This window comes from Paraburkholderia sp. FW306-02-B (assembly GCF_058782725.1).
Window position 1 is genome coordinate 1,419,977 of the sequence record NZ_JBYSXZ010000002.1, and the last position, 14,395, is coordinate 1,434,371.

11 protein-coding genes and 1 pseudogene are annotated in these 14,395 nt (G+C 59.4%); 8 read left to right on the plus strand and 4 right to left on the minus strand.

All coding sequences use genetic code 11. The features are described from left to right. The first annotated feature begins 256 nt into the window (after window positions 1–256). The 3 genes and pseudogenes from hfq to tnpC form a co-directional block, all read left to right on the plus strand. Entirely contained in the window at window positions 257–523 is a 267-nt protein-coding gene (hfq, locus tag AC3WOG_RS27540; protein WP_492581009.1) for an RNA chaperone Hfq, read from the plus strand. A 512-nt stretch (window positions 524–1,035) separates the two neighbouring features. Then, on the plus strand, window positions 1,036–2,490 hold the full coding sequence (locus tag AC3WOG_RS27545; protein ID WP_492581010.1) for an ISKra4 family transposase: 1,455 nt from the start codon (window positions 1,036–1,038) through the stop codon (window positions 2,488–2,490). A 47-nt stretch (window positions 2,491–2,537) separates the two neighbouring features. Further along, window positions 2,538–3,381: pseudogene (gene tnpC / locus AC3WOG_RS27550) on the plus strand (IS66 family transposase); the annotation flags it as partial. Window positions 3,382–3,500: 119 nt separating this feature from the next. Here tnpC and AC3WOG_RS27555 read toward each other — a convergent pair. From AC3WOG_RS27555 to AC3WOG_RS27565, 3 genes are all read right to left on the minus strand, one after another. After that, window positions 3,501–3,845, minus strand: coding sequence for a ribonuclease E inhibitor RraB (locus AC3WOG_RS27555; protein ID WP_492581011.1), 345 nt, complete (start codon window positions 3,843–3,845; stop codon window positions 3,501–3,503). Window positions 3,846–4,154: 309 nt separating this feature from the next. Next, entirely contained in the window at window positions 4,155–7,091 is a 2,937-nt protein-coding gene (locus AC3WOG_RS27560) for a bifunctional diguanylate cyclase/phosphodiesterase (RefSeq protein ID WP_492581012.1), read from the minus strand. Continuing rightward, entirely contained in the window at window positions 7,088–8,278 is a 1,191-nt protein-coding gene (locus tag AC3WOG_RS27565) for an ABC transporter substrate-binding protein (protein ID WP_492581013.1), read from the minus strand. The genes AC3WOG_RS27560 and AC3WOG_RS27565 overlap by 4 nt, the downstream gene beginning before the upstream one ends. Before the next feature lie 1,300 nt (window positions 8,279–9,578). On the opposite strand from AC3WOG_RS27565, the gene AC3WOG_RS27570 reads away from it, so the two are divergent. The 5 genes from AC3WOG_RS27570 to AC3WOG_RS27590 all read left to right on the plus strand — a co-directional run bounded on the left by AC3WOG_RS27570 (window position 9,579) and on the right by AC3WOG_RS27590 (window position 13,209). Further along, window positions 9,579–9,923, plus strand: coding sequence for a hypothetical protein (locus tag AC3WOG_RS27570; protein ID WP_492581014.1), 345 nt, complete (start codon window positions 9,579–9,581; stop codon window positions 9,921–9,923). A gap of 21 nt (window positions 9,924–9,944) precedes the next feature. Next, a complete protein-coding gene (locus AC3WOG_RS27575) occupies window positions 9,945–10,778 on the plus strand; it encodes a hypothetical protein (protein ID WP_492581015.1) in 834 nt (277 codons plus the stop codon). A 261-nt stretch (window positions 10,779–11,039) separates the two neighbouring features. Continuing rightward, window positions 11,040–11,384 (plus strand): HU family DNA-binding protein, encoded by a 345-nt coding sequence (locus tag AC3WOG_RS27580; protein ID WP_492582470.1) that lies wholly within the window; start codon window positions 11,040–11,042, stop codon window positions 11,382–11,384. Then, on the plus strand, window positions 11,381–12,538 hold the full coding sequence (locus AC3WOG_RS27585; RefSeq protein ID WP_492581016.1) for a PDDEXK nuclease domain-containing protein: 1,158 nt from the start codon (window positions 11,381–11,383) through the stop codon (window positions 12,536–12,538). The genes AC3WOG_RS27580 and AC3WOG_RS27585 overlap by 4 nt, the downstream gene beginning before the upstream one ends. Window positions 12,539–12,624: 86 nt before the next feature. Then, on the plus strand, window positions 12,625–13,209 hold the full coding sequence (locus tag AC3WOG_RS27590) for a BPSL1445 family SYLF domain-containing lipoprotein (RefSeq protein ID WP_492581017.1): 585 nt from the start codon (window positions 12,625–12,627) through the stop codon (window positions 13,207–13,209). 495 nt (window positions 13,210–13,704) lie between these two features. On the opposite strand, the gene AC3WOG_RS27595 is transcribed toward AC3WOG_RS27590, so the two are convergent. Continuing rightward, window positions 13,705–14,286 (minus strand): hypothetical protein, encoded by a 582-nt coding sequence (locus AC3WOG_RS27595; RefSeq protein ID WP_492581018.1) that lies wholly within the window; start codon window positions 14,284–14,286, stop codon window positions 13,705–13,707. Window positions 14,287–14,395 lie beyond the last annotated feature (109 nt).

Here is a 14,395-nt window from a genome sequence, read left to right on the forward strand (position 1 = left end):
TGAGGCAACCCAGACTGCGCTTAGCCTGCCACTACGAGCGGGATTTTTTTGGCCGTGCGTGATATTAGGACACGACAAGAACCAACTTTGGTTATTGTGCCGGTCCGTCCGAATTCACGAGCAGGTTATCCAGTGTGAAACCGGAGAGCCCGTGCCGGAGGGCTGCTAGCGGCCGACATCGCCAAAAACACCTCACTCTTTCACTGAAGGTGTAAGCGTACAATGTCCCGGAGCACGACCGGCGGCGGAGAACAACATGTCAAATCAAGCCTCAGTTCAAGACGAATTCCTGCAGACACTGCTCAAGGGAAAGACCCCGGCAAGCGTTTACCTGATTAACGGAATCAGCCTGAGCGGCCAGGTCGCGTCGTTCGACTCATACGTAGTTCTCCTGGAGTCCCCGTCCGGCCACCAGATGGTATTCAAGCACGCAATCTCTACGGTGATGCCCAGCACAGGGGAGCGGGCGCCACGGTCGCTTCCCAATGCGGAAGACAATCGGGCGAGAACCTCGCGCGAGTAGTGCACGGGTGCTACGCGTAAGTGTGGTCCCTCGTTAAGCGAGTGAGGCACGCCCCAGGTATCCGACGCACGCTATTCCGGAGCAACAGCCCGTCGCGACACGGCATCCGCCTCAAGGGGGAGCCCGACAAGCTCGATGGGTTCGCCGGCCGCCTCCGATTGCAAATTTAGCGGCTTCAATGGATGTGTGCTTGGCGGTCACCGCGCTTGAGGCGATGGACGGTTAGCGAATTTTCGCACGTGGGCCCACGACCGACAGCGTGTGCCAGCGTCCGGGGCTGGCAGGGGATAGTCATCCAGCTTCAGATATGCTTGTGGCACATGTGCCCGTGTTGTCCATGACCTTGCCAAGAAAATGTCGGAATAAGTGTCGCAGGGCGTGGCGGGTATACGGGCGGCATGAGAGCGCGCAAAAGTTGGGGAGGCTCCCAAGGAGGGCCGCTTGTGCTTCCGGTAGCGGCATCGGCTTCGTCTGGAGTAGGCTGATCGGTCTCGCAACGGTGGGAGCAAGCCATGCGATTGATCATCGAAGCAAGGTTGGCCGACGGAGACAATGATACGGTCGAGGAAGGTGACGGAGTTCTGGCTGTGATTGAGCGCCCTGACTGCTGTCTTGCCGAACTGGGCCTGACTCTCGCGGAAGGGCGGTCGCTGCTGGCAAAGGTGCAGACCGAACTGATTTCGAAACAGGTGCAGTCGTGGCTCTCAGGCCAGACCCATTGTCGGAGTTGCGGTGCGGCCTTGAAGCACAAGGACAATCGCTCGACGGTGCTGCGCACTGTCTACGGCAAAGTGACGGTGAAGAGTCCGCGGCTGTGGTCTTGTGCTTGCCAGCGGACTACGCGGACGCCACAGCATGTGGCGCATCCCCTGTCCAAAGACCTAATCTGGCGCGCCACTCCGGAGCTGGAATACCTCCAGGCGAAGTGGGCAGCTCATTTGCCATACCGGCTGGCTACGGCCATGCTCAAAGAAGTGCTGCCGCTTGACAAGGGCATCTCGTCGAGCGGCATCCGGAATCGGATTCTCGATATTGGAAAGCAGCTCGACGCTGATTTCGTGGGCGAGATCGTGCGGCCGCCCCAGGCTGTTGCAGACGAACAGCTTCGCGAATCCAGCCATGTAGCCGCCGTGAGCGTCGATTCGGCGTGGCTGCGAAATTGCGACGCCGGGAGAGACCCTGGCCGCCACGTGAATATCGTCGCCGGGCGGGCGACGTTCACCGATGGTCCTCCGAAACTGTATGCGTATGTGCACAGGGAAGTCACCTCGGCTGCAGCGCGCCTCGATCAGTTCCTCAGCCGGAACGGTGTGGCGAGCGATGAACGCGTGACCGTGATCAGCGACGACGCTGGTGAATTTGCAAAGACCGTCGAGGGCAGTCAGCTGGCTCGCGGCCGGATCCTCGACTGGTTCCACATCGCGATGAAGTTCCAGGTGGCGCAGCGTTCCGTGTTCGGCAGCAAGATGATCGACTCGATGGAACGGGAATCGGTGGAGACCGAAATCACCCATGCGAAGTGGTTGGTCTGGCATGGCAAGGGCAGCAAGGCGTTGGAGCGGATCAAGGCACTGGACAGTCGGCTGCTGGGGAGGGAGGGATACGAATTCAAAACACTGTGGTGGAATCTGAACACTGTCTCCAGTTATCTGAGGAACAACGCGCGCACGTTGGTCAACTACAGCGCGCGGCATCGCAAGGGCCTGCCGATCAGCAGCAGCATCGCCGAGTCTGCGGTGAACCAGGTTGTCAGCTACCGTATGGCCAAGAAGCGACAGATGCGCTGGACTGACGAAGAAGCGCACCGCATGGCGCAGGTCAGGGTTGCGGTTCTGAACGGGGAATTCTCGCCCCGTCGTATCTCGGCGCTCAAGATTGTCGACTCGGGCTACGGCAAATGCATCGGGCCGGTGTCGGTAGGCGGGCGCCGACCAACGGCCAGGATGGACCGTGCAACCATGCCGTAGACTATGGAGTCCCAATTAAATCAAGCTCCCCGACTTTTGCACGCTCTCAGATCCACGCAGACGATACCCCGGTATCGGTTCTCGAACCGGGCAACGGCAAGACTAAAACAGGCCGGCTGTGGGCTTACGTGCGCGATGACCGGAATTCAGCATCGTTGGACCCACCCGCAGTCTGGTTTGCCTATACGCCAACCGTCAGGGCCAGCACCCGCAGCGGCATCTCGCCGGATTCAAGGGCGTACTGCAGGCCGACGCCTACGCTGGCTATGTTGCGTCCAGATTTATGTGGGCAGCCAGATCCGCGAAGCTGCATGCATGGCTCATGCACGCCGAAAACTGCACGATCTACACGCCGTTCGGTCATCGCCGATCACCAGCGAAGCACTCGAGCGCATCGGCGCACTCTATCGCATCGAAGAGCACATTCGTGGAAAACCGCCTGAGGAACGACAGCGCGTTCGCCAGGAGAGGGCTGTGCCGCTGCCTGAAGACATGAAGCGGTGGTTCGAGGCGACGCTTCTCACACTCTCCGCGAAATCGGACACTACCAAAGCGATCCAGTATTCGTTGAATCGCTGACCTGCGCTGGTCTATTACTGCAGTGATGGTCAGGCCGAGATTGACAATCTGATTGCCGAGCGCGCATTGCGCGGCGTGGCAATCGAAAGACGGAATTTTTTATTTGCCGGTGCGGACTCAGGCGGCGAACGTGCGGCTGCGATGTACAGCCTGATCGGTTCTGCCCGCCTGAACGGTATTGATCCCGAAGCCTACCTGCATTACGTCATCGAGCGCATCGCCGATCACCCGGCGAACCGCATCGACGAACTGCTACCCTGGAACGTAGCTCCTTTGCTGCCCGCCGCCTCACACATCGATCCCGTTCGCTAGCAGCCGACTGTTTCGCGCGTCAACGTATTTCGCGACGGTGCTGCTTACCTTCGGTGTTGATCACTCGCCGACGGCAATGGGGCAAACGCCACGCGGTTGTCGATACGCCGAGATGTCTTTCAGTTCTGTTTCTGAACGACACAGCCCCAACCATCGTAGGTCACTCCAAAAAGCGCGGAGATACACGTCATAAATCCCGACACCGCCAAAATATTGTGCTGGAGAACTGGCATGTGGATGACGACGAGGACGCGAAAGTGGTCGTCAACCTGCTGCGCCGAAGCGCGGCCGTACTGGTAGTCGTTAACAAAGCCCACAACAGTCGATGCGTGCTCAGCCGACGACGCGATAAGGCAAAAATCGACGTCGCGGGAAATGCCGAAGTCATCTCCTTTCGCATCCATCGCGCGCAAATGATCGACGTCAGCGACAGCAGTTTTCGTCAAGCTCTCGATAACTGACACGGTTTTCACCTCTGTTCTGTCATTGGAGGTCAGGAAAAAGCATTGCAGCTTCGATTATCGGTCGAAAACAAGGCATGGTCTCTCATTTGCAAGACGGCCATGATTGAGTGCTTACCGCCAACATGCCGCGTCAGCGGTGCGTTTGCATGTCCGCTTATGGGATGCTGTAGGGACATGCTTAACGACCGACGTGGGGCGCAAAGCGGTCACTTGTCGCGGCGGCCTAAACGTCCGAGAAGGGTCGCTATGCAAAGCTTTACATAGCGACCCGATGCGGACCGACATTAACGCCGAAAGCGGACGTTGAAGTTAGCTTTCCGCGACTTGCTTGCCCTCGAGATTCGGCCACACCAACACCTCAAATTGATCAGGCGGAACGGGCTCGGAATACAAAAAGCCCTGGGCAAAATCACAACCGACGGCGATGAGAAAATCACGTTGCTCTGCCGTCTCCACCCCCTCGGCAATGACTTTTAATCCCAGTTTGTGAGCTAGCATGACCATTGCCTCACAAAGCGACTGATTGCCGCCGTCAAAGCCGAGGTTTTGTACGAATGAACGATCAATCTTGAGGTAATCGATGTCAAAGCGCTTGAGATAGGCCAGGGACGAGTAACCAGTCCCGAAGTCGTCGATCGAGATCCGAATCCCCGCATCACGGAAGGTCAGCAGTTTTTCGTTCAATTCGGCGTCCAGTAACAGCCCCTCGGTTATTTCAATCGCAATACTCTGCCCGGGCATCCCTTCCCGAATGAGATATTCGGACCATTGAATACAAACGAGGCTGTCTTGACGAATCTGCACCGGTGACATGTTGACGCTGATCTGGAAAGACGGATGGAATCGGCTGCGCCATTGCCGTGCCTGATGAACGGCCTGCTTGAACACCCAATCGCCGATGGGAACGATTAGCCCCGTGTCTTCGGCCAATGGAATGAAATTCAGCGGGTTGATCGTGCCGCGTTCGGGATGCAGCCAGCGGATCAGTGCCTCGGCTTTGTAAATTTCCCTAGTCGCCAGATCAACGATGGGCTGGTAATAAACCTGGAACTGTTCGCCAGGCAGTGCGGCACGTAGATCGCTCGTGAGACGCAGGCGCGTTTCTGCCGCCACTTGCAAGTCGGGCGTGAAATAGCTGAAACGGTTACGCCCAGCGTTTTTGGCCGCATACATGGCCTGGTCAGCATTCTTGAAAAGGACATCAAGTTCGCTGGCGTCGTCGGGGTAAAGTGTGACGCCGACGCTGGCAGAAATGAAAACCTCATCGGAGCCGAGTTTGAAGGGTTCGGCCAGCTTGTTGATGATAGTCTTTGCGATCCGTTCAATGCTTTCGGTGTCGTTCAGGTTGGGCAGAATGACGGTGAACTCGTCACCACCAAGTCGAGCGACAGTGTCCGATTCGCGCACGCATGAAGTGATGCGCCTGGCGGCCTCGATCAGGAGGATGTCCCCTGTGTCGTGTCCCAAGGAGTCGTTGACCTCTTTAAAGCGATCCAGGTCGATCAGCATCAAGGCCATATGCTGCCCGGAGCGATGCGATATTCTGGCTTCATGCTCGAGACGGTCTTGAAACATCTGGCGATTCGGAAGATGGGTCAGCGCATCGAAATTGGCCTGTTTCCAGATTGTCGCCTCAAATGCTATCCGGTCCGACAAATCACGACCGACAGCCAGCACCGAGTTCACCTTGCCCGACCGGTCAATCTCTGGAGTCAGGCGGATATGGGTGCACTGTTCCTGACCATCCTTACTGACCCATCTCAGCTCAAATTGCGCACTTTTTCCGCTTGAAATGGTTTCGCTTATCTTCTTCTCGTAGATCAGCGCATTAGGGCCGCCGGGGATCTCCGAGGGCCGCTTGCCGAGCGATTCGCCGAGGCTGCGCCCCGCCGAGGCACAGAAAGCGGGATTGGCGTAAATACGGCGGAGGTCTCGGTCGTAGCGGGTAATCGTGTCCGGCGAGTTCTCAATCAACGTTCGCGACTCCTGCTCCCTGGTGACGAGTTCCGCCGTTCGCTCGATGACGGTCTGCTCAAGGGAGGCGTTGACCTCGTTGATCTTCTGGATCTTCTGCTTGATCGCCGCACTCATTCTTTCAAAATGCTGCGCCAGTCTGCCTAGTTCATCCTTACCGCCAGCATCAGTGTGCGCTTCCGCAAGCGCCTCCGTCTCGGCTCCCGCATCGTTGCCTGTATCGTGCATCTTTCGCACCAGTTCTTTAAGCGGTGCCGAAATGCTGTGGGAAATGAAGTAGGCCAGGAAGATCGAAAGCAGGAACCCCGAGATGCCAACCAGTACGATCTGGTTGCGCACGGACTGTGCCTCCGCCGTCAACTTCTTTTCCGGGATTGTGCTGACCACAAACCATGTCGTGCCAGGAATCCTTGTGTACGCGGCAAGGTAGCGCCCCCCGCGCTTGCCCTCGAAGTCGACGAAACCACTCGGCTCGCCGCGTGGCTTGTTGTTCGCGATTTTTCTGATCGGGCCAGCTTCGGCCGTCCCATCGGTGTCCGTGGGTGTGCCGTCGGTACGGACAATCAGCTTGTTGTTGCTGGAATCGAGAACGTAGATTTCCGTTCCGTTCCCCAAGGCGACGTCATTAAAAATCGTCGAGAAATGTTCGGGGCGAATAACCAGAACCAGATTGCCGATCTGCTGATTGTTGCTTTTGCCGATGATTGCACGCACCATCCCGATGTTTTGTTGTCCAACGCCGTTGTCGTAACTGCCCCAGTAAGGGCGGCCATTCCGATCGGGAGCCTGCTTGACCAGGCGCATCACACCCCGAGTCAGTTGCGCGAACGCCTGGGTGTCCATGATTCGGTTGTTCCTGTCGAGCAGATATTTCTGGTTGATGAAATCAACCGATCCGTAGTGCTCCAGGAGCAGCCGGGTCATATCCTGGCGCGCCTCGCTCTGCTCCTTTGCACTGCCGTTTGCAACCCTTGTAAGCGCGCCTTGAACTCGATCAGAGAGCACAACGAGGCTGCTTTCCGTTTCGACCTGCTCCATCCGCAACAAGATGTTTTTGGATACCTGCTTGACCACCTCTTTCGAGAATATCTCCGCCTTCTCCTTGATCGCTGCGGTCGACTCAACATACGATATGTAGCCCGAAATAAGTATCGGTATCAGCGAAAGCAGTATGAACGCGGTGATCAGCCGGTAACGAATTTCGACACGGCGCAGTAGATCCAGCGAGAAGTACGCGAAAGCGCTTCGCAGCGAACCGATGATTGAGCTCATTTGTATTGCATCTTTGCTTCATTCTTGACAGACTCGTCCAGAAGCTTTGCTGCCTGTCTGGGCGTGATCTTCTTGAACAGCACATCCTGCATCAATTGATGCAGCCGCTCGATCGAGTTGGAGGGTAGAACCGAATAGTACGGGCTGGCTGTCACCGGATAGCGACTGACCATGTTCGTGTAGTTGACAATCTTCTGATCGCTCACGATCGTTCCCGCGACTTGCTTGAACGGGGGGATGTTCTGGCGTTTTCTTTGGAGAATGGAGAACCCCTTCCCGGCGATGAATTCGAGGAAACGCATCGCTGCGGCCTTGTTGGGAGTCTCACACACCGCAAACCCGGTTTCGCTGCCGATCACAGGCACCACCCGCTTGCCAGGCGCGTTCCAGGGCGGAATAAACACGCCAACCTCGAAGGGGTTGCCGCGCAGCATAAGGCCGGCTGCCCAACTGCCGTGAAAAGCCATCGCAACTTTGCCTTCCTTGAACAACCGTATGCCTTCATCGTAATCCGTCGCCATGAACGCCTCTTGTACGTAACCACGTTCTGCCATCAGCAGAATCCTGGCAAAAATATCGGCTACCTGAGGCGTGTTCAAATCCAGCGTGCCATCACCGATTTTTCTCTTCCAAGCCAGCTCGCGTGCCACCACATTGTTGGCGAAACCGGAAGCGAAGGGGCCGTTGCCGAGCATGTTCGGGAAGCCACCGTTCCACATAATGGGTGTAAAGCCCGCACGTTTGAGCTGCTCGCAAACCACCAGGAACTCGTGAAAATTGGTCGGCAGTTCCCTGATCCCTGCCTTCGCGAACATGTTTTGGTTGTAATAGATCAGCGTCGTAGCCACTCCGCCAGATAGTCCAAAACTCCTGGATTGGCGACTGGTCCAGTCCCCCTTGAGAGGGTCGAGCATGTTCTTCCATGCTGATGTCTTGCTAACGTCGGCCAGAATGCCTTGATCGGCCAGTTCAGCCGCATACGCATTCGGGTTGACACTCACCAAATCCGGCAAGTTGCCAGAGGCGATCCGGGGCTTGATATTTTCTTCGACCGAATTGCCAATCATGAACTGCACATTCACGCGTATGTCTGGATTGAGCTTGCTGAATTCAGCAGCAATCTGGAGCATCTCTTCCGGCCAGTCTGGAGCCCATATCAACGCAGTAATGGTGGTCCTGGTCGGCACGGGTGTGCTCGAAGAAGCGTGGTCTTGCTGTTGACAACCGCACAAGGACAAAAGAATGAGACTGACCAGACCAGCTAGCAGGGAGGCAAACTCAATTCGTCGCACTTGAGGTTCACTTTTCGGTTTCGGCATGGATCGGCAGGGCCTCAGAAGGCATTTTTGACGCACCAGGAAGCGAACCGTTGGAACTAGCATCGCGGGAGAGCCGATGGCATAAGCATGGTGGCGTCGCTGTCACGGCAAATTGCAACGGAGTCCAGGATGCCGCCGCCCCCGGCGTGAACCGGTTTACCGTCGCCACCACTGCTATCAGACGCCCCCTTAGACAACCTAATCAGTTCGCTAGACGGCGAGCCGTCGTCCAATACCCTCCCGAACTGGAAGATTCCTCCAACCGAAAAACACAGCTGTGTTAGCGACGAATCACCGTGGGCGAACGCCGAATTCCATCCGTCCTCCGTCCACCAGGATTGCCCGAACAGACAATGGCCGACACCTGCTGGCCGGCTGCCGCGCAGGGCTCCCTCGCAGCCTTCTTTAGCCCCGACATCATCAACCGGGAGCGAAATTGTGTCGTCCAATACGTCGACTCGATCGGTCTGAACCCCGAGTGCGGACAACCAGGCGCCGCAGTATCTCTGCCGGCAGCCAACCCACATCGGGAAGCGCTTACGACGGCTGGGACGCTTATGTTTGGCCATGGCGGCGGATGAGGCAAATTAAACGGGGCGGTGCCTACACTGCATATCGACAACAGACGCAAATACTTTAACTAGGGCAAACCTGAATTTCCCCGCCCTGACGAGTAGTTGCCGGCGCAGATACGCGTCCGCGAGTCCGTTGTAATTTCCATGCGGCGGCCATGCACTTGATGGCAGCGCGCCGACGACACGTGGCGGCGGGTCGCGGTTTATACGTCAGATCGTCGATCGACGCGCTTTCTTCTCGCGTCTCAGCCGCACAGCCGGGCGAAAATTGAACGATTCAAGACGCCCGGTCGAATGTCTGCTCCATTGGCCGCAGTCGGTCTTACGTCGACGTCGAATTTCAGTAGTCGACCCGAAGCGTACCTTGGGATTTATCGTCGCGGATGAAGTTCTCCCTGCAGAACCTTATGGCGGCAATGTCCAGTAGAGCAAAGCGGAGTAATAAATACGGTAGTAAAAATGACGCAGGCTATGGCAGAATCGGCGGCATCACAGGAACCACGGAGCGGGCAGGCGGATGGACGGGCAACTGCGGACGATGAGCGACGGGCGGCCGGGGCAAGGGCCGCGACGAGGAAGAGAACGGGCCGCCCATGGCTGACCTGTTCGAACTGGTAGCGCTGGCCTTGCCGGCCGACCTCGCGCCGGACGCGCTGTCCGATGCGGTGAAGCGGCTGGTGGCCGAATGCTGGCCGGGGATGAGCCGCGCGCAGCTGGTCGCGCGCGCCCGCCGTCGTGCCCTTCAACCGTCCCTCAGAGCACACGGCGCGACCGCGCCGGGTGACACCGGCCTTTTCAGCCTGACACTGCTGGCCGACGGCGTGCCCGTCCGGCTCATCGCGCATCTGCGGCGCGTGAAGCCGCGGCGCCAGTCGGCACGGCCGGTGAAGGCGTCGAAGCCGCCGGCGCGCGATCCACGGCAGGGCGATCTTTTCTGACGGACCCTGAGGAGCTGAACAATGGGCCGACCCCGGATTGAATGGAGCGATGCGCAGCTGCTCGCGATCATGAATGGCATCGCGGCGATCGACCGGGATTTCCCGCTCGACAACGCGCGCTTTCTGGATGGACTGATCGCGGAAGTGCGGGCCATTACCGGCCGCGTGTTTGGCGCGACCACCTATAGCCGGCTGCTGCGCGATGTCGCGCCGCAGGTCGGCGTCCAGCGCCATCCGAGTGCGCCGACGGTCCAGCAGGCGATCCTGCGCGCGCAGGCGCTGGCGCCGCTGGCGCAGCCGGGCAGTGCGGAGAACCGGCCGGTCGATCTCGAGCTGATGCGCCAGGCGCTGGCCCCGGTGGTGCGCGAGGCGCTCGCGCCACTGTACGCGTCACAGCGCGAGCGGGCCGTCGACCACCGGACGGTCACGGCGCACGGTGCTGGCGGGGTGGGCGAGACTCGCCAGCAGGCCCTGCTGCAGGCCGCGCTGGAAGATGCCCATGCGCGGATCCGGCGGCTTGAGCAGGCGAACGCGCAGCTGCACCGCGAACTCGGTGAAGCGCATGCGGCGCGGGATCTGGCCGGGGAACACGTGAACCGGCTGCTCGGTGACCTGTTCGCGTCGATCGAACGCGCCGGCGTGGGCGCGACCGCCCTCGCGCATACGGCCGCGCAACTGGCCGGCACCGAGCGTTTCCTCAAGATGCAGAACGATGCGGTGCGGCTGCAGGCGAGCGGCGAGGTGGAAGCCTTGCGCGCACAGAATGGCCAGCTGCGCGGGCGGATTGACCATCTGCTTCTCGAAGTCGATCAGTACCGGCGTACCCTGTCGACCCGCCCGCCCGGGAGTCGCTGAGCGCGCACCCCGCCGGCGCGATTCGCCGCCCATCGGGCCGCTGCGCGGGTTCCAGCCGGAGGTGCCGGTCCGTGATGATTCCAGTTATCAGATGTGGCGATTTGGCTGCGTGGCGCCTTCCGGTCGTCGCCCGGTGACGGGCGATAAATTCGCGATTGATCTGCCGTGCCCGGGCGCTTCCGACCGACCCTGACGGCGCGTGGCGAAGTCAATGCACCTTAAGTGGATCCGGTTGCCGCAGAACCGGACCGCCCGCCGGTCGTGATTGCGCGAAGGCGCGCCGATCGGGTAGGGTGGCGACATCCCAACCACAACGAGGAGGCGGCAATGAACAAGCAGGAACTGGTGGATGCGGTCGCGGCGGTAACCGATGAAAGCAAGGCCGTGACCGGCGAGATGATCGACGCAGTGATCGCTGCGATCACGGGCGCGGTGACGAAGGGCGATACCGTCCAGCTGATCGGCTTCGGCTCGTTTTCCACGGGTGCGCGCGCCGCACGGGTCGGCCGCAATCCGGCGACCGGCGCCGAAATCCAGATCCCCGCGGCGAAGACCGTCAAGTTCACGGCGGGCAAGGCGTTCAAGGATGCCGTGAACGCGTCATGACGAAGGTGGCGATCGCGCCCGGCGACTACGCCGGGCTGCACAAGGAAGTGGTCGGTGTCGTCGAATCGGCGCGACGCACGGCGGCACGCAACGTCAATGCCGTGATGACCGCCGCCTACTGGGAGATCGGGCGGCGGATCGTCGCCAGCGAGCAGGGCGGGCAGGCGCGCGCCGGCTACGGACAGGCGCTGATCGCCCGGCTCGCGGACGACCTGACGCGCCGTTTCGGGCGCGGATTCGGCAGGGCCAATCTGGCCAGCATGCGCGCCTTTTATTCCGCCTGGCCGGCGGCGGAGATTTTCCAGACAGTGTCTGGAAAATCGGCAGCTCCCGAAAATGTCCAGATGCCGTCTGGAAAATCGCTGCCGGCGAAAGACGTTGTCGACACCACGGCAACAGCGCCCGATTACATGGCGCTCGCCACCCGTTTTACGTTGCCGTGGTCCGCCTATGTGCGCCTGCTTTCAGTGAAGACGGCGGCCGCGCGCGCTTTCTATGAAACAGAGGCGTTGCGCGAAGGCTGGTCGGTGCGCCAGCTCGACCGCCAGATCGGTAGCCAGCTTTACGAGCGGCTGGCGCTGTCGCGCAACAAGGCGGCGCTGCTCAGAAAAGCCGCTGATGCCCAGCCGGGTGATCTCCTCACGCCAGAGGAGGCGATTCGCGACCCGTTCGTCCTCGAGTTTCTCGACATCAGGGACGAGTACTCGGAGTCGGATCTTGAGGAGGCGCTGATCCAGCATCTGGCGGATTTCCTGCTGGAGCTCGGCGACGACTTCGCTTTCGTCGGCCGGCAGCGCCGCCTGAGAATCGACGACACGTGGTTCAGGGTCGATCTGGTGTTTTTCCATCGACGGTTGAGATGCCTGGTCATCATCGATCTCAAGGTCGGCCGCTTCAGCTATGCGGACGCCGGGCAGATGCATCTCTATCTGAACTACGCGCGCGAGCACTGGATGAAGCCTGGGGAGAATCCACCTGTCGGTCTGATCCTTTGCGCCGAAAAAGGTGCGGCCGAAGCACACTACGCGCTGGACAACCTGCCGAACAAGATTCTTGCGGCGGAGTACCAGACGGTGTTGCCCGATGAGGCGATGATCGTGCAGGAGCTGGAGCGCACGACAGCGGAACTGGAGCGGCGTACCGGCGCTTCGTAAAGTTCGGTCCCGATGCCTGACCGATCCCGGTCATCTGAAGACGAGGCCGCGACCCGGTAACCCATGCAACAACGACGGAGGTAGCGATGAACAGAAGAGGTTTTGTGCGGACGGGCGCAATGCTAGTTGGCGCGGGTCTTACGCTCACGGTCTCCCTGGGGGCGGTAAGCGATGCCATTGCCAACGAGTCCAACGATTCGAAGCGCCGGGCGATCGATGCAAAGGTCCATGGGACCCTGTCGAAGCTGTACGCGAACGTCAGGGGTTCCCGGGAATTGGTCGACAAGGCGAACGGTGTGCTCGTGTTCCCATCGGTGATCAAGGTTGGCTTCGTCGCCGGTGGCGAGTACGGCGAAGGCGCATTGCGCGCAGGCGGGAAATCCGTTGGCTACTACAGCACGGTATCCGGGTCATTTGGCCTGCAGGCGGGGGCTCAATCGAAGGCCATTATCTTCCTGTTTATGACCCATGATGCGCTCAACAGCTTTCGCCGTTCCAAAGGCTGGTCGGTCGGTGGAGAAGGGTCCGTCGCGCTATTGAAGGTCGGTGCGAACGGTGCGATCGATACGACAACGGCAACCGCACCAGTCAATGCGATCGTGCTGACCAATGCCGGTCTGATGGGAGATGTGTCGCTCTCGGGAACCAAGGTCTCGCGACTCAAAATTTGAGTGCGGCGGTGGCCGCGTTCGTTTTGCGAGGCTTCGGGCGGATTCGTGAGCCGAATGGCGGTTTGCGGGTGCACAGGCGATGCTTGAGCGTCGAGGCGACTGTAGATTCGATGCCCCTTTGCGGCCGCACTGAGCCGGATGACAACCGGCTCAGATCGACCCAACCCGGTCAGCCTACCGAAAGTCAAGACCGGCCGCTATCGGATCCACAAAAGGCATTGAAGATCGTGGACTGTTGGCTGTCGCCGACTTCTCGGCCGTGACGACCCTTGAGGTGGCCGAGCATGCTACCGTTTTTGAATGTAGAGAATGTTAGGAACTCTGAAGTACTGGCACTGCACGAAAGAGCATGAGCATGGTCCTGAGGGTCCACCGTGGCGTCGACCGATTGGGTCAGATAAGGCGAAAATTGGGCCGTCAGCAGCTCGGCTCAAGGGAAGCCGGTCTCTCTTTGCCAGAATGGCGCAAAACGCGACACCTGAACTCTCCCGGTGACTACGTGCTCGTTCCGGGCGTGACGGATATCGCAACCGCTTCGGTATGCACAATCTCAACCTGATCACCTTGGCGAATGTTCTTCAGCTGCTCGGGGTCCACCAACATATCCATCGTGCCCTGCGGCCCCTTTATTGTGACGTGTGTCCCCTTTGCATCAACGGCAACGACATCGCCCACTACCGTCACCTCACGACTGATTGTGCCGCCCGGTTCGGTCCTGGACGCGGCCGGATGCACGATCTGCCGCTCCGTGGCAGACCGCGGGCCGCTTGTTTTTCTGAGACTCAGAGACCTCGCCTCCCGGTACTCGGTGGTGACCACATCGCCAACCTTGAGCTGATCAAAGTTGCGCACTTCCTCGCCCGCCTCAAGTTTTTTGACGCGGCCGTTCTTGTCCCTGAGCGTGACGGTCCGGGTAGCGGGATCAATGGCGACGACCGTGGCAATGACCGTTGCCGTTCCTGTCACGGTGGTCTTGTCTGTTCCTTTTGTGATCTCCCCAGACGTCTGTGGCTGGGCAAATGCCGGGCCGGTCATCATGACGACGGCGGCCGCCACAAGGAAATACTGGATCTTCATTGCCGTGCTCCTTGCATGGATGCTCGCTCACCATTACTGGGGAAACATAGTCAGATGTAAGCCTGAGCCGTAGTAAGGGGAGAAACAATTTGTCGCATTTGTTGCGATT

What these genes read in the sequence shown, in the direction of transcription:
- AC3WOG_RS27590 (WP_492581017.1), top strand. Translation starts at nt 12,625, where the DNA reads ATGAACAGAAGAGGTTTTGTGCGGACGGGCGCAATGCTAGTTGGCGCG.
- AC3WOG_RS27585 (WP_492581016.1), top strand. Translation starts at nt 11,381, where the DNA reads ATGACGAAGGTGGCGATCGCGCCCGGCGACTACGCCGGGCTGCACAAG.
- AC3WOG_RS27545 (WP_492581010.1), top strand. Translation starts at nt 1,036, where the DNA reads ATGCGATTGATCATCGAAGCAAGGTTGGCCGACGGAGACAATGATACG.
- AC3WOG_RS27575 (WP_492581015.1), top strand. Translation starts at nt 9,945, where the DNA reads ATGGGCCGACCCCGGATTGAATGGAGCGATGCGCAGCTGCTCGCGATC.
- AC3WOG_RS27570 (WP_492581014.1), top strand. Translation starts at nt 9,579, where the DNA reads ATGGCTGACCTGTTCGAACTGGTAGCGCTGGCCTTGCCGGCCGACCTC.
- AC3WOG_RS27560 (WP_492581012.1), bottom strand. Translation starts at nt 7,091, where the DNA reads ATGAGCTCAATCATCGGTTCGCTGCGAAGCGCTTTCGCGTACTTCTCG.
- hfq (WP_492581009.1), top strand. Translation starts at nt 257, where the DNA reads ATGTCAAATCAAGCCTCAGTTCAAGACGAATTCCTGCAGACACTGCTC.
- AC3WOG_RS27595 (WP_492581018.1), bottom strand. Translation starts at nt 14,286, where the DNA reads ATGAAGATCCAGTATTTCCTTGTGGCGGCCGCCGTCGTCATGATGACC.